Annotated in this window: 11 protein-coding genes and 1 tRNA gene; 8 read left to right on the top strand and 4 right to left on the bottom strand. The window is 69.3% G+C overall.

Going from position 1 to position 18,254, the window contains the following annotated elements; genetic code table 11:
• Positions 1-4: 4 nt before the first annotated feature.
• The 4 genes from ACW7G5_RS04670 to ACW7G5_RS04655 all read right to left on the bottom strand — a co-directional run bounded on the left by ACW7G5_RS04670 (position 5) and on the right by ACW7G5_RS04655 (position 4,169).
• Positions 5-2,305 carry a GumC family protein gene (locus tag ACW7G5_RS04670; RefSeq protein WP_457002222.1) on the bottom strand — a complete coding sequence of 767 codons (2,301 nt, stop codon included), beginning with the start codon at positions 2,303-2,305 and terminating at the stop codon, positions 5-7.
• Between the two features lie 50 nt (positions 2,306-2,355).
• Positions 2,356-3,054: a polysaccharide biosynthesis/export family protein gene (locus tag ACW7G5_RS04665; protein WP_457002220.1), complete on the bottom strand. Its 699-nt coding sequence runs from the start codon at positions 3,052-3,054 to the stop codon at positions 2,356-2,358.
• Between the two features lie 46 nt (positions 3,055-3,100).
• The gene (locus ACW7G5_RS04660) at positions 3,101-3,895 is read right to left on the bottom strand and encodes a tyrosine-protein phosphatase (RefSeq protein WP_457002218.1); all 795 of its coding nucleotides are present in this window, start codon (positions 3,893-3,895) and stop codon (positions 3,101-3,103) included.
• Between the two features lie 200 nt (positions 3,896-4,095).
• Positions 4,096-4,169 (bottom strand) — tRNA-Cys (locus ACW7G5_RS04655).
• Between the two features lie 251 nt (positions 4,170-4,420).
• On the opposite strand from ACW7G5_RS04655, the gene ACW7G5_RS04650 reads away from it, so the two are divergent.
• Genes ACW7G5_RS04650 through ACW7G5_RS04615 form a run of 8 tightly spaced genes read left to right on the top strand, consistent with a single transcriptional unit; the run spans position 4,421 to position 18,254 of the window.
• Complete coding sequence (locus ACW7G5_RS04650; protein WP_457002216.1) at positions 4,421-7,201, top strand: type VI secretion system Vgr family protein; 2,781 nt, start codon at positions 4,421-4,423, stop codon at positions 7,199-7,201.
• The gene (locus ACW7G5_RS04645; protein ID WP_457002215.1) at positions 7,198-8,064 is read left to right on the top strand and encodes a DUF4123 domain-containing protein; all 867 of its coding nucleotides are present in this window, start codon (positions 7,198-7,200) and stop codon (positions 8,062-8,064) included. Before ACW7G5_RS04650 ends, ACW7G5_RS04645 begins: the two co-directional genes overlap by 4 nt.
• Positions 8,054-10,678, top strand: a complete 2,625-nt coding sequence (locus ACW7G5_RS04640) for a T6SS effector BTH_I2691 family protein (RefSeq protein ID WP_457002214.1) — start codon at positions 8,054-8,056, stop codon at positions 10,676-10,678. Before ACW7G5_RS04645 ends, ACW7G5_RS04640 begins: the two co-directional genes overlap by 11 nt.
• A 7-nt stretch (positions 10,679-10,685) precedes the next feature.
• Complete coding sequence (locus ACW7G5_RS04635; RefSeq protein ID WP_457002212.1) at positions 10,686-11,642, top strand: DUF6708 domain-containing protein; 957 nt, start codon at positions 10,686-10,688, stop codon at positions 11,640-11,642.
• On the top strand, positions 11,642-12,556 hold the full coding sequence (locus ACW7G5_RS04630) for a DUF6708 domain-containing protein (RefSeq protein ID WP_457002210.1): 915 nt from the start codon (positions 11,642-11,644) through the stop codon (positions 12,554-12,556). Before ACW7G5_RS04635 ends, ACW7G5_RS04630 begins: the two co-directional genes overlap by 1 nt.
• Positions 12,553-15,555: a type VI secretion system Vgr family protein gene (locus ACW7G5_RS04625; protein WP_457002208.1), complete on the top strand. Its 3,003-nt coding sequence runs from the start codon at positions 12,553-12,555 to the stop codon at positions 15,553-15,555. Before ACW7G5_RS04630 ends, ACW7G5_RS04625 begins: the two co-directional genes overlap by 4 nt.
• A gap of 6 nt (positions 15,556-15,561) precedes the next feature.
• On the top strand, positions 15,562-17,262 hold the full coding sequence (locus ACW7G5_RS04620; protein ID WP_457002207.1) for an esterase/lipase family protein: 1,701 nt from the start codon (positions 15,562-15,564) through the stop codon (positions 17,260-17,262).
• Positions 17,259-18,254: a T6SS immunity protein Tli4 family protein gene (locus ACW7G5_RS04615; RefSeq protein ID WP_457002205.1), complete on the top strand. Its 996-nt coding sequence runs from the start codon at positions 17,259-17,261 to the stop codon at positions 18,252-18,254. The genes ACW7G5_RS04620 and ACW7G5_RS04615 overlap by 4 nt, the downstream gene beginning before the upstream one ends.

The raw sequence follows: 18,254 nt of genomic DNA, 5'->3' as shown, positions 1-18,254 counted from the left end.
ATCGCTACTTCCCGGCCAGCTTCGGCTGGGTACCGTAGGAGTAATAAGAGGCGTAATCGTAGCCGTAGCCGGCGACCTTGGCGTCGTAGTGGGTCATGAGTCCGCCGATCACGCGCGCGCGCGCGGCGGCCAGGCGCTTGAGCGCGGCCTGCGCGGTCTTGATGCGCGTCTGGCCGGCCTGCACCACCAGCAGCGTGCCGCCGGCGACGTTGGACAGGATGGGCGCATCGGCGATACCAAGCACCGGCGGGCCGTCGATGATCACCTGGTCGTATTTTTCCGCGGCCACGGTCAGCATCGACAGCAGGCGGCTGCCGGACAGCAGCTCGGCGGGATTGGGCGGCAGCGGGCCGGCCAGGATCACCTTCAGGCGTTCGTCGTCGGTATCCATGATCACCTGGCTGGCGCTGGCGGCGCCGGACAGCAGGCTGGACAGGCCGGTATCGGAACGCACGCCCAGCGAGCGGTGCAGCGAGGGGTTGCGCAGGTCCGCTTCGACCAGCAGCACGCGCTTGCCCAGCTGGGCGAAGTTGCGCGCCAGGGTCTGCGCGGTGGTGGACTTGCCCTCTGACGCACTGGGGCTGGTGACCAGCAGCACCTTGGGCACGCCCTGGTCGGTGGAGAACTGCAGCGCGGTACGCACCGAGCGGTAGGCCTCGGCAAAGGCCGAGCGCGGATCAGCCATGGCATCGACCACGCTCTGCTTTTTCAGGTGCGGAATGATGCCGAGCACGGCCAGGCGCAGATGCTGCTCGATGTCCTCGGGGGCCTTGAGGGTGTCGTCCAGGAACTCGAGCACGAACGCGATCAGCACGCCCAGCATCAGGCCCAGCATCAGGCCGATGGCGAGGTTGAGCGGCAGGTTGGGCTTGAAGCGGCCGGTGGGCGCGATGGCGCGGTCGACGATGGAGATGTTGTTGGTGCCGACGCCGGCACCGGCGGCCACGCCCACTTCCTTGTAGCGCTGCAGCAGGCTGTCATAGAGCTGGCGGTTGGTGTCGGCCTCGCGGCGCAGGATGTTGTAGTCGATCGAGCGGTTGTCGACGTCCAGGGTGCGCTCGCGCAAGGTGTCGAGCTGGGCGACAAGCATGTTCTCGCGCGTCTGCGCAGCGTCGTACTCGGCCTTGATGCTGGCGCGCACGGATGCGCGCTCCTGCGAGATCTGGCGGTCGACCTCGTCGATCTGGCCCTTCAGCGCCTGCATGCTCGGGTACTCGGGCTTGAAGGTCTTGAGCTGCTGCTGGTACTGCGCATTGAGCGTGGCGCGCTGCTGCTGCAGGGTGTTGAGGATGGAGTTGCCGATGGCGCCGGCCGGCAGCTGGCCACCGCCCGACACCTGGCTCCACGCGGCCTGTGCGCGGATGCGATCGTCCTGGGCCGAGGCAAGCGCGGTGTTGAGCGCGCCAAGGTTCTGGCTTTCCAGGCTCTGGCTGCCCTCGCCGCTGGTGACGATGTTTTCCCTGGTGGCGAAGGCCACCAGCGTGCGCTCGGATTCCTCCAGGCGTCCCTTGGCCAGGGCCAGCTGTTCTTCGATGTACTTGCTGGCGTACGACGAGGCGTCGAACTTGCGCTCGATGGCGTGGGCGATGAAGCCGTCGGCCACGGCGTTCACCACGCGCGCCGAGAACGCCGGCAGCGTGGAATCGAAGTGCACGCGCACCAGGCGCGAGTTGCGGATCGGCTCGATCGTCAGGCCGCTGCGGACGATGCCGACCGCCTGGCGCAGGTCCAGGAGCTGGTCGGCCGTGTCGCCCTCGCCCTCAGCCGCGACATCGACGCTGACATCACCGGGCTGCGCCTGCTGCTGCGGACGCAGCGCACCGGTGGCACGCTGCCACCAGCCGGTGGAGTCCAGGCGTTCGACGGTGCTGCCGTCGATATTGAGTTCGTTGGCCACGCGCTCGGCCAGGGCGCGGCTCTTCAGCAGTTCGTACTGGGTAGTGAGGAAGTCCGGCGCCGACGCCTCGGCGTTGCCCGCGCCTTCCATCTGCAGGATCTGGACCGACTCGCGGTCGATCTGCAGCACCGCGGTGGCGCGGTACACCGGCGGCATCATCAGCGTGGCGATCAGCGCCAGCGCCACCACGGTGCCGAGCACGCCCAGCACCAGCCACTTGCGCTTGACCAGGATGCGCCAGTACGCGAGCAGGTCGATCTCGTCTTCGTCACCGCCGCGCCTGTCGTCGAACATCTCGATGGCAAGCGCGCGCGAACCAGTGGTGGCGGGCAGGTTCGCATCCGCGCGATGCGCCGGCAGCTGGTCCCTGTCGCCCTCCGGGCGGATCGGAAGATTGTCGTCTGGCATGGGTCTCGGTTGTCCGTAACGTGGGCTTGGAGCGCAGGCTTGAGCGTGGCTTACAGGGCGAGGAACAGGCCCAGTGCGGGCACCGTCCTGATGAACTCGCGGAAGGCCGACTTGCTGCCGGAGCGCTCGATCACGATCACGTCATCGCCGTAAACCTGCGGATCGTCGAGTTCGCCGCGGCGGACCAGACTGAGGTCATAGGCCGCGGCCATGCGCTCGCCGTTGACGTGGCGGAACAGGATCACGCCCTCGAGGTCGGCGAACTCGTCGGTGCCGCCGGCCATGGCCACCGCCTGCAGCAGCGAGGTCTTGCCGGTCAGCGGATAGATGCCGGGCTTCTTCAGCGCGCCTTCCAGGGTGACCCGCTGGCTGGTGTATTCCTTGATGAAGATGGTGACCTGCGGGTTCTGCAGGTAGCCATCGGCGTACTTGGCGGCGAGTTCCTTCTCGAGCTCGGGCACGGTTTTGCCGCCGGCCATGACGCCGCCGATCAGCGGCACGTTGATCATGCCGTTGGAGTTCACGCGAGCCTGGTGCGCGAGTTCGGAAACGCCGAACACGCTGATTTCAAGCAGGTCCTGCGAACCCACGCGGTAATCGGTCGCGCCTTCGTAGGCACCCGATGCGCTGGTGGTGTCAGGCGGTGGCAGGTCAATGCCGTGGGCGACGTTGCTCTTCCCGCCCGAGGCGCAGGCGCCAAGCAGCAAAGCGAATACGGCCGCGATCAGGAGTCGGCTGGCTTTTTTCATGGGGGGACCTCGGGGAATCGGGCGGATCGGGGCGGATCGGGGCGGATCAGGCTTGACGCAAGAACCGGGCCAGCAGGCCCCGGCGCGGGGCGGCGGGCGGCGGCGCTTTCAGGGGTGGCAGTGTATCCGGTGCCGCATTGGCCACGATGCCTGCAGGCCGCGTATTCACCATGTGATCAGCCTCTTCCGCCCCCACCAGGGCCGCCGCCGCCTCGCGCGCTTCGGCCAGGAAGGGCGGCCGGCGCGTGGGATGGTGGGCATCGGTGGCCAGGATGTGGCAGTGGCCCTCGCCCACGAATCTGTCGCCCCAGTGCCTGGCGCGGCGGCCATGGCGGCCGGTCAGGGCGCCGGCGGTGACCTGGATCCATGCGCCGCGATGCGCCAGGCGCACGAAGGTGTCGTAGTGCTGTTCGACCCAGGTCAGGCGCTCGGGATGGGTGATCACGGGCACATAGCCGGCGGCCATGAGATCGAACAGCGTCTCTTCCAGCCGCGGGGGGGCGACGTGGTGCGGCGGTTCGAACAGCAGGTAGCGGGAGCCGGCGATGGTCGGAATGTGGCCGCTGCGGATGCCGGCGACCAGGTTGTGGTCAAGGTGCACGTCGGCCCCCTCCACCAGCCTGAGGGCGATGCCTTCGCGGTCGAGCTCGACCTGCAGCGCGGTGATCGCGGCGCGGATGCCGGGGCCGGTGTTCTCGTACAGGCCGGGATAGATGTGCGGGGTGCAAGCGGTCAGTGTGATGCCGTCGGCCACGGCCATGCGCGCCATTTCAAGCGACATGGCGAGATCGGTGGCACCGTCGTCGATGGCGGGCAGCAGGTGGCAGTGCAGGTCATACACGCGTGCAAATCCGTGTGCGTCGCGGCGGGGGCCGAATTTTACCCCCCCGATCCGTGATCCCCGTGGGAAGACTCTTTTGTAAGAGCGGCTATAGCCGCGAACAGGGGCCGGGCCCTGCCGGACAGCAATCGCAGCTATAGCTGCTCCCACAAAGGCAGGGGCCCTACAAACAAAAAGCCGCCCGGGGGGCGGCTTTTGTCTGGAGGCCTCAGTCGGAATCGAACCGGCGTACGCGGATTTGCAGTCCGCTGCATGACCACTCTGCCATGAGGCCAACGGGGTGATACGACAAGACCCCGTTGCCGGGGCCTGGTCTGGCACTCGACCGGCGCTTGGCGACACGCCGTATCGGGTGAACCCGCAAAAGTATGGACGAGCCACGGGGACGGGGCAAGCCCCGGCGGCGGTGCAGCGGGCGCGCATGCTCATCTCCGGAACGGGACGCAGTTTGCACTTGCCGCCATTCAGGTTTGCTAACCTCGGGCGGTTGCAGTGCTGTCCCGCCCCCGAGGGAGTCTTCTGTACATGGATGTACCCGCGTTGTCGCCATTTGCCCGGTTGGCGAACCCGGGACAGGAACTCCGTACGCTGCGCCTGCATGCCGCTCCCCTGCCGTCCGGCACCCTGGTCGCGGAAGCCGTGCAGGGCTGGGAAGCGCTGGACGCGGGCTACCGGCTGCAGATCACGGCACTGTCCGTGGACGCACATCTCGACCTGCAGGCGCTGGTCGGAGCCCCGGCGCTTCTGGAACTGCTGACCGACCTGGGCGCCTGCCGCCCCTTCCACGGCCGGATCACCGCCATCGAGCGCATCGGCGCCAACGGCGGGCTGGCGCGTTACCGGCTGTGCCTGGAGCCTGGCCTGGCGCTGCTCAGGCACAGTCGCGACACCTGGGTGTTCCGCGACATGGACTGGCAGCAGATCACCCGCCAGGTGCTGTCCTGGTATCCGGAACTGGCGCCGGATGTGCGGCTGGACCTGCTGGATACCGGGGCCTACCTGCGCTACGACCAGTGGACGATGTACGAGGAATCGCCGCTGGATGCGCTGCGCCGGCTCTGGGCCGATGAAGGCGTGTTCTGGTTCTACGAGCACGCCGGCGATGCGGACAGCGACACCCTGGGCGAACACACGCTGGTGCTGGCCGACCACAACGAGGCCTTCGGGCCGCAGGCGCCCGAGCGCTACGCCTTCCATCGCCGCGATGCCACCGAGCCGCTGGACACGCTGCAGCAGCTGCGCCTGCGCACGCGGCTGCGGCCATCGCAGGTGAGCCGCGGCAGCTGGGACTACCGCAGCCGCAGCGACCGCCCGGCATCGGCCCGCGACGAGGCACCCGTGGCGCTGGCCGACCACGACACTCCCGGACCCTACGCCTGGCACACGCAGGCCGAAGGCGAGCGCCGCGCCCGCCAGCACCTGGACAGCCAGCGCCGCGACACGCGCACCATGGCCGGCGTGGGATCCGCGCGCCGGCTGGCGGTGGGCCAGCGCTTTGCAGTGGGCGGTCATCATGCGGTGGGCGCCGACCAGGCCTGGATCTGCCGCCAGCTCCACTTCCAGGCCCGCAACAACCTGCACGCCGACATCCTCGGGACCGGGGCAGGCAACGATGCCAGTGCGTACACCACTCCGGCCCTGCCGGCGGTGCTCTCGGCGCTGCCCGGGGACGGGCCGGGCGAGTCACTGCCGCGGATGTCCGGCCTGGACGTGTCGCCGGACATCGTGTTCCAGGGCGCATTCGACGCTTTCCCCGCCGAGCTGCCCTGGCGGCCGCGCACCACCGATGGCCACGGCCAGCGCCTGTACCCGCGGCCGCAGGCCAGCGGTCTGCTGGAAGGCATCGTGGTGGGCGACGGTGGCCCGGTCGATACCGACCGCGACCATCGTGTACGTGTGCAGCTGGTATCGCGGCGCGGCAGCCAGGCCAGCAGTGGCCTGGAGCACTGGAGCGGCGCCGACAACGCGCCCGGCAACGGCGCCGCGACCGCCTGGGTGCGGGTGGTGACGGCACTGGCCGGTGACAACTTCGGCGCGGTCTGGGTGCCGCGCGTCGGCCAGCTGGTCTACCTGGCCTGCCTGGAGGGCCAGGCGGACCGCCTGGTGGTGGTCGGCGCGGCCTATGACGGCCGCGGCAACCCGGATGCCGCGCACAACCAGGTGGCCGGCGGTCCGGCCGGGGCCACCGGCAACGCACCGGCGTGGTTCGATGGCAACGGGCACGCCGCGGTGTTCAGCGGCTTCAAGACCCAGGCGCTGGCCAGCAGCCAGCAGGGCACCGGCGGCTACAGCCAGATGCTGTTCGATGCCACGCCCGGCCAGGCGCGCGTGGAGTTGTCCACCACCCAGGCCGAGACCGCCCTCACCCTGGGGCACCAGAAACGCCAGCGCGACAACCTGCGCGAAAACGACCGCGGCTTCGGCATCGAGCTCCGCACCCGGGCCGCGGCCGCCATCCGCGCGGGCCAGGGCCTGCTGATCACGTCGGAGGACGGCGGGCAGCAGCTCAGCGCGCCGCTGGTCGAGTCGCAGCTGCAGCGCAGCGGGCAACTCGTGGATTCGCTGTCGCACACGGTCAAGGCGCTGCAGGCGGAGCTTCCGGGCGACCCGGACCCGGACCGCTCGCCGGCACGCCTGGCGCTGTCCGACGCCGGGCAGGCGCTGGCGGCAAGCACATCCGCAGCCGCCGGTGAAATCGGCTTTGGCGGCGGCGAAGGCAGCGCGCCGGCCTGGAGCAAGCCGCTGCAGGTGGTAAGCAGTCCGGCCGGGATCGCGGCATTGACGCCCGCCGACCTGGTCGCGGCCAGCGCGGAGCAGACCGTGCACGCCGCGGACCACGACCTGAACTGGGCCGCCGTGGACACGCTGTCGGTGGCGGCATCGCGCAGCGTCCAGCTGTTCACCCTGGGCAAGGCCGAGGGCGACCGGCCCAACCAGGAGCTGGGCATCGCGCTGCATGCCGCGTCCGGCAGCGTGCAGCTGCGCGCCCAGGCCAACATCGCCACGCTGCAGGCACGCGACGAGGTGCGGATCACCAGCACCGATGCGGACGTGCTGGTGTCGGCGCCCTCCCAGCGCCTGCTGGCGACCGCGGCCGGCGCATACATCCGGATCGAGGGCGGCAACATCGAGCTGGGTGCACCCGGCCAGGTGGAGTTCAAGGCCAGCCGCAAGGCGCTGGTCGGGCCGATGGCGGTCACCGCGGACGTTCCGGACCTGGTGGACACCGGCCCGCTGTGCCCGGCGCGGACCAGTGCCGCCACCCAGCGCGGCGGCGTGGTCAGGCTGGGCGGGGCCACTGGATGATCGGCCACGGACTTCTGCGCGCCCATGACTTCGCGCTGGTGGACCGTGCGCAGCATGCCGCCGCAGACCTTCCCGCAGGGCTTGAAATCCATCCACTGGTGCCGCCCGCGCTGCGCGACAGCGCAAGGCTGATGCCAGGCCTGGTGTGCCTGTCTGATCTGGCGGAGCCGCTGCTGCTGCAGTGCCTGGAACTGATGGAAGGCCAGGCGCGGGCGCGGCAGCCGCTGCTGTTCGCGAACATGCTGAAGTCGCCGGCGCCGCTCGAGCGTGTCGCCGGACACCTGCGCGCCACCCTGCTCGCCCGCATCCAGGACAGCGGCGACGCGCTGTACCTGCGCCAGTTCGACCCGCGCCTGTTCGTGCAGTACGCGTGGTTGATGACGCCGGAACAACGCCTGTGCCTGTTCGGTCCAGTCACGGAGTGGACCGTGTACCTGGATGGCGAATGGCTCGGTTTCCAGGCACCGGCCGGTGACGCCCGGACCCGCATTCCGGTGCTGCTTGAAGCCGGGCAGGCCGCGCGGCTGGAAGACCTGCAGACGGTCAACGAAACCCTGGCCCTGCTGGATCCCGACGGCATCGCGTCCCGCCAGCAGCGGGCGCGCGAACTGTACCGGCTGCTCGAGCACGGCCGCGGCCTGGGGCTGGGCCGCCTGCGCGACCTGGCCCTGTTCCTCGAGCACGGCGTGACCGTGCATCCCCGCTTCTACACGCATCCGTTGCTGCAACAGCGGCTGCAGTCGCTGCCCACCGACGCCGACCTGCCCTACACCGTGGCCGTCGGCGACCTGGCGGGCGCCGGCTTCCAGCAGATCCGCACCGAAATGACCTTGGGAGCCGGAGGCCCCTTGCATGAGCCTTGACGAGACCGCGCCCACGCCCGAACAGGAAATGCAGGCCGAGCCGACCTGCGACGAACAGTGTCCGCATTTCCGCATCGGGTTCCCGCTGTTCCTGGCCCGCTACGCGATCCTGCCGGAAGACGCGCCCCTGCCGGCGCTGCCGCAGCAGGTCGCGTCCGCCTCCGACCCGGTCAAGACCATTCCCCTGGGCGGCGCCGCACGCTATGCGCTGCGCCTGCTGCGCGCCGGCTACGTGTACGTGTTCGACGAGAACCGGAACACGCTGGAGGGCTACCAGGTCGATGACAACGCCCTGCTGTTCAACCTGCACCTGGACAGCCCCAAGCCGCCGGTGGATGTTGACGTGAAGCCCTGCACGCTCACCTCGCACCTGGGCAACGCGACCTGCATCACGATTCCGGACGCGACCCGGGCCACCCGACCGATCTGGATCGCCTATTCGGAAGTCGAGTGGACCCGCGCGGTGCGCGATGCCCACAAGAACGATGCCGGCGTGCGCCGCAAGGGCATGGTGCCCTTCGACGTGAAGGCCTGGCTGGCCAGCCAACGCCAACCCGGCGCGATGAAGGTCGGCGAGGCGGCGCGGCACCTGGCCGAGTTCGGGCTGTTCGACCAGGACGCAAAAAGCGCGCTGCAATCGCGCCGGCACATGGGCTGGAGTTCGGTCCCGCCGCTGCAGAGCGGCTGGCGCGCACCGGGGCTGGCATTTTCGTCCGAGCGCCTGCTGCGCGGCTTGAACAGGGGCAAGCCGGACAGCGGCAAGGTGCAGGGCGCGGTGCTGGCGCTGCCCGACCCCACCGCGGTGGCGCGCGACCTGGCGCTCTTGATGAAGAGCCGCTACGACGCGCATCTGGCGCGGTCTTCGGTGAAGCGCCCGCTGGCGGTCTCGACCGCGATCCTGCAGATCAAGGCCGCGTCGAGAAACCAGTTCGAACTGCGCGAACTGGCCGCGGCGGAACAGCTGAGCAATGAACAGATGGGCAAGGAGTCCTGGCTCACCTACCGGGCGATCGACTGGGCCTTCGGGACGAACCAGAGCGAGCGCGCCATGCAGCGCGTGGAAGCCCTGCGCACGGTGACGCCGGCCGAGCTCGATCGCCACTTCGGCCGGGAGTGGACGAAGTACACAGACAAATACGACGAACCCGCGCGCGCGCGCTGGCAGGCCACGTTCGACGCGGCGCTGAAGGAGTTCGATGCCAGCAGGATCGCGCCCCTGGCCCTCGCGCACGCGGCCTGGATGAAGAGCGAGGCGATGGCGAACTGCTTCGGGCTGCAGTATGACCCCGACGACCCCGAGCAGGGAATGGCCTACACCGTAGCGGTGCTGCTGTGCCTGTCTGGCACCCAGGACAAGCAGGCCTGCTTCAACACCTACCTGGAGTGGCTGCGCAAGAACGACTGCAAGGACAAGCGCAACCTGCTCCTGCGGGCGCTGCTGTTCAACCAGACGGTGATCATCGACGCCGTGCAGAAGCAGCTCGACGCGGGACTCGATCCGCGCGCCTTCCCCTGGTCGGACGTGATCGCGCTGTACGAAGAATCGCTCAAGGCCATGGCCGACGGCAGCAGCCCGGCAGTGGCGAAGCTGGTCGAACAGCTCATGGGCCCGATGATGAAGGCGCTCGACAGCATGCTGGACAGCCGACAGGCCCGCGCGGTCGGCGTCGCGCTCGGCCTGGTGTCGGGCAAGGCGGTGATCCCGGTGACCGAAGTCGGCGGCAGGAAAGTGTTCCGGGCGTCGCTGATCCGGCAGATGATCCGCCTGCACGGTGTCGACATCGGCGAAAACCAGATGCAGCGCGCAGTGGCCGCGGAGCTGAGGCGGCTGGAAGTCCACGGCGTGGCGATGGACGGCACCGACCGCAAGACCTGGCTGCTGCTGATCGACGTCGACCAGGCACGCAGCGTGCCCACCAGTCTCGCCAGCCGCGAACGCGCGGACCAGCTGGCGCGCGCGCTCCGCACCCCGACCCAGGTCGAGGCCAACCAGATCGCGAACTGGAAGAGCACGATCACCCGCGACGTGCGCCTGGGCACGGTGGGCGGCCTGCTGCAGACCTGGTGCCTGACCAGCCTCTGGAAGGACGTGGCGACATCGATGCCACACCAGAGCGACGAGGCGATCGGACGTTTTTCCGCCGGCGTCCTGGGGGCGGTCGGGACGACCTCGGAGGTGACCGGGAAGTACATCGGGAACCGCTTCGCCGATTCGGTCAGGCACGCACGGCTCCCGCAGGCTGGCCGCCTGCTGGTCACGCTGGGCACGCGTGCGTCGATCGTCGCCGGGGTGGCCATGTCCGTGTTCGACGGCATCCGCGCGTACCGCGAGCGCCAGGAAGGCAATGTCGGGATGGCCTGGGCATACCTCGGCTCGGCCCTGCTGGGGGTCGGCGTCATGATCGCCTTCGCCCTGGGCGGCCCGATCGGCATCCTCATCGGCGCCATCCTGCTTGCGCTGCTGTTTGCGGTCACGACGCTGATCGAACTGTTCAAGGACAACAAGTTCCAGGACTGGCTGGAGCGCTGCTTCCAGTGGGGCAAGCTCGTGGATCGGCGCTACGGCAACCTCGATCTGGAAATGCGCGCGCTTGAAGCGGCTTACGAAGGATAAGTGCCCGATGTTCCATGCTGGACTGGTCTGGAAATACAAAGTCGACCGCGCCCTGAGCGAGGACGAGCACGCGCTCCGCCTCGAGCAGCGGACGCGGCTGGATGTCGAGCCCGCCGACGAAGCGGCCCTTGTCCGGATGAACTCGACCTTCCTTGAATCGGTGGACAAATATTTCTTCAGCAAGGGCTGGCTGAGCCTGGTCGGCTTGCTGGCCATCGCGATCGGCCTTGGCCTGATGGGCGCGATGGCCTACGCGATCCTATCCAGCACGGGCGACGCGTTCGATGGCGGTCGCGGGGCGGTGTACCTGGAGCTGGCCGCGGCGGTGGTCGTGCTCTCGCTCCCGATCGCCGCCGGCCTCTTCCTGCTGAAGTACGAGATGTTCCGCCTGACCCACTACCCCATCCGCCTGGACCGCAGGCAGCGGATGGTGCACGCGTTCCGGCAGGACAAGAGCATCCTCTCGGTGCCGTGGGACGAGGTGTTCTTCACCCTGGCCCGGGAAAACAGCCGCCCCGGCGCCGGCATGTGGGAAATCCAGGGGCACGTGCTGGACGACGACGGCAGCACGGTCCGGGAAACCTTTGCGTTCTCCAGCGTGAGCGACCAGGACATCCTGCGCCGGCACTGGGAATTCCTGCGCCGCTACATGGAGGACGGTCCGCAGGATCTGGTCGCACGCGTGAAGATGTACGCCGCCGTGGACCAGCGCAAGGAAACCTGGTGGGAAGGCTTCATGCGCATCGCCGCGGATGAAATCACCATGGCGCCGCTGGCGGCGATCGTGTTCGCCCCCTTCACCCTCCTCCAGGCCTCCGCCCGCTGGCTTGCCATGCGCAGCTGCACGATCCCGCGCTGGCCGGCGCACATCGAAGCGGCCTGCAGGGTCGACCCGGACGATGCATGGGCACGCGATGCCCACGATCAGGTGGTGCCCCGGATCCTCCTGGAGGATCGACGCTGATGTTCCACGCCGGGCTGGTATGGAAATACAAGACGAATCGTCCACTGACGACCGATGAACGTGCGCTGCAGTTGCGGCAGGCGCAACGGCTGCATGTCGATCCGATCGACCAGTCCTCTGTGATCAGACTCGACTCGGCCTGCATGGACGTCCTGGACAAGTACTTCATGAACAGGGGATGGCTTTCCCTGATCGCACTGCTTGTCACGTGCATCATGGCTCCACTCGCCTACACCGTCACGGGTGAAACGGTGGATGGACTGGCCAGCGGAGGGAACCGCCTGGATGCCACCCTGGGAACCGCCTTCCTCTGCCTCATCATCCTGCCCGCCGCAGCCTGTGTTGTCTGGATGCTCACCCTTGATGCCTTCCGCCTGACCCACTACCCCATCCGCCTGGACCGCAGGCAGCGGATGGTGCACGCGTTCCGGCAGGACAAGAGCATCCTCTCGGTGCCGTGGGACGAGGTGTTCTTCACCCTGGCGCGGGAAAACAGCCGCCCTGGCCCCGACCTGTGGGAAATCCAGGGGCACGTGCTGGAAAGCGACGGCACCACGGTCAGGGACACCTTTGCGTTCTGTGACGTCAACGACCAGGACATCCTGCGCCGGCACTGGGAATTCCTGCGCCGCTACATGGAGGACGGTCCGCAGGATCTGGTCGCACTCGTGAAGATGTACGCCGCCGTGGATCAGCGCAAGGAAACCTGGTGGGAAGGCTTCATGCGCATCGCCGCGGATGAAATCACCATGGCGCCGCTGGCGGCGATCGTGTTCGCCCCCTTCACCGTCCTCCAGGCCTCCGCCCGCTGGCTTGCCATGCGCAGCTGCACGATCCCGCGCTGGCCGGCGCACATCGAAGCGGCCTGCAGGGTCGACCCGGACGATCCGCACGGCTCCAGGAGAGCAGCATGACCATGGATGTCCTGCCCGGCGCGCTGCACGCCGCGCTCGCGCAGTTCCACGACAAAACCCGCCTGTATGCGCTGGACTCGGCCGGGAACACGTTCTCCAGCCTGCTCGTGGAGCGCTGGTCCGGCTGGGACGCGCTGGGTGCCGGCTTCCGTTACACCCTTGATTGCCTGTCCACCGATGCCTCGCTGCCGCTGGCGGAGATGCTGGGCCAGCCGGTGACCCTGAAGACACGTCTGGCCGATGGCGACTGGCACACCCGCACCGGCCTGGTCACCGAGGCCGAATGCATCGGTGCCGATGGTGGCCTTGCGCGCTACCGCCTGCGCCTGGTGCCATGGATCCACCTGCTGGCCCAGTCCCGGCAAAGCCGGCTCTACCAGGACATGACGGCGCTGCAGATCGTGGAGGCGGTCTTCGCGCGCCACGCCCCGCTCGCCGCCTGGCGCGTGACCGGCGAGGTCGGTCCCTTCATGGCCGACGCGCGCGTGCGCAGCAACTGCGCGCAGTACCGCGAGTCCGACTGGGAGTTCGTCACCCGCCTGCTCGCCGAGGAAGGCCTGGGCTTCTACATCGAAGACAATCCGGAGGCGCCGGCAGGCCACGACGTGGTGCTGTTCGCCGATTCAAGCCAGGCGTCGGAGGAGCGGAGTTCCGCGGCCGGCAACGGCATCCGCTTCCATCGCGACGCGGCCACCGAAGCCAGCGACGCGGTGCAGGGGTTCGGTGCCCAGTACACGCTGGGTTCGACCGGACTGGTGTGGCTGAGCCAGGACTACAAGTCCCACCGGGCGCTGGGCGTGCAGACGCCGCTGGACAACGCGATCGAGTCCGTCAGGCTGGAGCTCTACGACCCCACTGGTCCGCATGCGTTCGCCGACGAAGCCCAGGCCCGCCGCTATCTGGCGCTGGCCGGTGAGGCCCATGAGGCGCAGCAGCAGGCCTGGCTGGGCCTGGGCAGCGTGCGCAGCTTCCGCTCCGGCAACTGGTTCCGGCTCACGGATGCGCCGGACGATGGCGTCCACGCAGGACCACCGGAAGTGCTGCTGGCGGCGGTGCGGCACGAGGGCGTGAACAACCTGCCCGACGCGCTGGTCGACGCGCTCGAGGCCGGGCTTGCGGGCGACCTGGTGGAGCCGGTCGACGCGCTCGACGACGAGATCCTGCTGCCGCCCGGACTGTGCGCGTTCCTGGAGCAGTCCGACGATCCCCTGCTCCGCCGGCAACGCACCCGTCGCGCCGACGCGGTGGGCTATGCCTGCAGCTTCCACGGCCTGCCGCGCTCGCTGCCGTGGCGCCCGGTGCTCGCCGACGGCACCGGTGCGCGCTGGAATCCCCGCCCCACCGTGAACGGCCCGCAGACCGCGGTCGTGGTCGGGCCCGACGGCGAAACCAGCCCCCGCGATGCCAAAGAGCTCTACTGCGACCGGCTTGGCCGGGTGCGGCTGCGGCTGCGCTGGCAGGGCGACGTCCCGACCACGGCCTGGGTCCGCGTGGCGCAGCGCCAGGCCGGCCCCGGTGGCGTGGGCATGCAGTGGCTGCCCAGGATCGGGACCGAAGTGGTGGTGGTGTTCATCGACAACGATGTCGACCGTCCGCTGGTCCTGGGCGGCGTCTACGATGGCCAGGGCGAAGGCGGCATCGCGCCCACGCCCGGCGGCGAGGCCGCGCCGGCGCCCGGCGATGTCTACGCCCGGGCCTCGGACCATGTGCCCAGTGCGCAGGGCAACCTTGCCGGCGGTCATGCCCCGCCTTGGCACGGCGCGGGCGCCGGTGACGATGCGCACCGCAACGCCGCCGCGCTGGGCGGCGTCAAATCCAGGGAATTCGGCGGCACCGGCAGCAACCAGCTGGTATTCGACGACAGCGATGGCCAGCTGCGCATCCAGTTCGCCACCACGCACGCCGCCAGCCAGTTCAACGCCGGCCACCTGCTGCACCAGGCCGACAACTTCCGCGGCAGCTTCCGTGGCCAGGGCTGGGAGCTGCGCACCGACGCCTATGGCGCGCTCCGCGCTCGCTCGGGGCTGTGGGTAAGCACGTATGCGATCGACGCCGCCGACCCGGCCGGAGAGCCCACGCCCGCCACGGCCCTGCTGAAGCAGGCCGTGCAGCTGGTGCAGACCTTCGACGAGGCGGCATCCACGCACCACACGGTTGGCTATTCCAGCCACCGCGGCACCGGCAGCGACCAGCGCTCGAAGCTGTTGGCCGACACGCCACCGGTCAAGGGGCTGCTGGCCAGCATGCAGGCCCAGGTTCCCGGCGACGGCTACGAGGCGGCCCGCGAGGCGGCCGCGCAGCGCAGCCCTGCGGTGGCAGACGGCCACCTGCCGCACAGCGGCGACGCCCTCGTCGGCTTTGCCGCAAAGGCCGGCCTGGGCCTGGTGGCCGGACAGAGCCTGCAGTGGCTGGCCGGCGAAACCCTGACCCTGGCCAGCGGCGGCGACACCAGCTGGGCCATCAGCGGCGACCTGCGCGTGCACACCGGCCAGGCCATCGGCCTGCTCGCGGGTGCCACGAAGGGAGACGGTCTGCGCCTGATCGCCGGCAAGGGCCCGGTGGAAGCGCAGGCCCGCCAGGGCCAGCTGCGGCTGCGCGCGCGCGACCAGCTCAGGCTGGTCTCGGCCACGGCCGCGGTCGAGCTGGCGGCCGGCAAGCGCGTCGTACTCAAGACCGCCGGCGGCGCTAGCCTTGTGATCGAAGGCGGTGGCATGACCTGGGCCTGCCCGGGTGAGATCCGCGTGCACGCCTCCAATTACCGGTTCGACGGCCCGGCCCAGCTCAGCCGGGAAATGAACACCTGGCCCGAGACCGACTTCAACCAGCGCCACGTGCTGCGGCACCGCCGGACCGGCGAGCCGCTGCGCAACATGCCGGTGGAGATCACCCGCGGCGACGGCGCGCGCATGCGGGTGACGACCGACGGCGATGGCCGCCTGCCACTGCAGCAGGGGTTGTCGCTGGAAGAGGTCGTCATCAAAGTGTTGAACAGGGAGTAGCCCGGGATGTCCGGACACGACGACAGGGAAATCACCGTCCACCAGAGCGGACGCGACGGACAGGGACGGCCGGTGGCGCACACGCGGCTGACGCCACGGACCGATGATCGCGAGTGCGCGGTGCTATGCGAGCCCGATGCAGTGATCCCGATCGTGTTCCTGCCCGGGATCATGGGAACCAACCTGCGTCTGGAGGGCGGCGGAAAGGTCGCCTGGCGCCCACCGAACACGGATGGCGTGGTGTCGATCCTGAGCGCGATCGGCACCCTGGTGGGCTTTTTCTTCCGCGGACCGGCCACCCGCCAGCGGCTGCTGGATCCCGACACCACCGAGGTCGATGACCGCGGACCGATCGATACCGGCGGCAGCCTCGACCGCGACGAAGCGCGCAGGCGCGGCTGGGGCACGCTGATGCGCTCGGCCTACCACCCCGCGATGAGCCTGCTGCAGCAGGAGCTCAACGCGCTGATGGAAAACGCGGAGCTCCTGGGGGAATGGCGCGACGACATGCTCTACCGCCGTGCCGCCGCGGACTACGGTGACGGCACCGGCGCCGAAGCCCTGACCGGCGACGAGCTCCGGCACGCCGCCCGCTACCGCTTCGAGGTCTGGGCGGGTGGCTACAACTGGCTGCAGTCCAATGACGCCAGCGGCAGCAAGCTCGCCAGCCACATCGACGAGGTGGTCCTGCAGCACTATCGCGAAGAACTCGGCAGCGGCGTTGCCGAGCGCATGAAGGTGGTGCTGGTCACCCACTCCATGGGCGGCTTCGTGGCGCGTGCCCTGACCGGCATCCATGGCAACGACAAGGTGCTGGGCTCGGTGCTGGGGGTGATGCCGGCCGTGGGCGCACCCGCCACCTACAAGCGGATGCGCTCGGGTTTCGAGGGCTTCGCCAACGTGGTGCTGGGGCGCAACGCCGCGGAGGTCACGGCGATCATGGCCAATTCCCCGGGTGCCATGGAGCTGCTGCCGACCGACGAATACGGCCAGGGCGCCGGCGCGCACGACTATGCCTGGCTGAAGCTGGGCGGCGCAGCCGGCGGCCGGCCGTGGACACACGCGCTGCCGCAGTCGGGCGACCCGTATGCGGAGATCTACCAGAGCCGTGACTGGTACGGACTGGTGCCCGAGCACAACCAGTCCCTGCTGGACCCCGCCGGCCTGCTGCCGGATGCCGGGGAAGAAGTGTTCTCGAGGTCCGGGGGCACCGACCCCTTCGCCATGTTCGACACGCGGATCGACGACGTCCACGCCTTCCACGACAACATCCGCGGCCATTACCCCGCGCCGGCGTATGCCCATTACGGCGACGACAGCAAGCGCAAGGCCTGGTCGGAAGTGCACTGGGACGGCGCGGCCCTGCCGGCCGACGGCGGCCCGGGCCAGCATCTGGTGCTGGACGACAACGGCAAGGAAAGGATGCGCCTGCAGGTGGACGGCGCCACCGTCAGGCTGGACATCGCGGGCCCCGGCGGCAACGGCGATGAAACCGTGCCGGCGCTGTCGAGCCGTGCACCGGGCCTGGCCGGGGTGGAAGCCGACTTCCGCCAGGGCGACCAGGGCAGCGGCGCGCACGTGGACAAAAACGCAAAGGGCAAGGTGACCAAGGGCTATGAGCACCAGCACAGTTACAACGATCCGCGGGCGCTGTGGGCCACGCTCTACGGTATCGTCAAAATTTCGCAGCAGGCGGACTGGGCATGAAACTGATGCTGGGACTTGCACTGGTGTCGGCGATGGCCGCAGGACACGCTGAGGAGCGGCAGATGAGCACGGAAGGCAACACCACCTACTGCCTGGGGCGGTACCTGATCGACCTGCCGGCGGGCAGCCGGGTCTCGGCGCGCTACACCTTTGCCGGCTCCAGGGTGGACACCCATGCAGGGGTCTCCAGGGAAGGCTTCGCCGACAGGCTGGCCGCGCGCGAGGCCGGGCTGCGGAACGCCGCGCACCGCGACGGTGACTCGATGTACGTCGCGCGCGAAGACATCGCCACCGGGCAGGTCTCGCTGGTGTCGTGGGCCAGCCCGAACAGCCGTCGCCTGTACCGGTACGACGACTTCGCCTGGTTCCCGGCCGGGCAGGTGCTCTACCAGTTCCAGGGCGAAGGCGACGCCACGCCGCAGGCGCGGGCCAAGGCCACTGCGCACGGGCGCGAAGTGCTCGGTGCGTTGCGCCCGCGCGCGCGCGCCGAGGTGCCGGCGGGACCCGGCTTCTGCATCGACTCCGGTGTCATCGCGCACAGTCGCCTCAACCGGGAAGAGGTCACCGCGACCATCCGCCTGCGCGACTACCCCACGGTGACGCTGGACTTCATGTCCTACACCACCGGTCGCCCCGCGAGCGGGCTGCTGAAGCGGGCCGCGTCGGTCCCGCCGGGCTATGAAGACGTGGCTGCACGGATGACCAACCTGCGCCGCGGCGATCGCGACCTGGGCCCGGTGCAGGGCCAGGAAGTACTGGTACGCGCAGACGCGGACGGGAAGACGGCCTACCAGTTTCTGTGGGAATCGCAGGGGCAGGCCAATTCGATCGAACACCCCTTCCTGTCGCTGGAGCTGGGCACCACCGGCGAAACCGACGACAGCGGCGAAGTGATCGACGCGCCCTTCGGCTCCAGCGAAGACGCGCTGGCGCTCTGGGACGCCATCCTCGACTCCCTGCGCCTGAGGCCCGGCGCGGTTTCCCCGCGCTGA

The organism is Luteimonas sp. A501 (assembly GCF_054052085.1).
The sequence above is the reverse complement of the archived record's forward strand: the minus strand, read 5'-3'. Positions and strand labels throughout refer to the sequence as shown.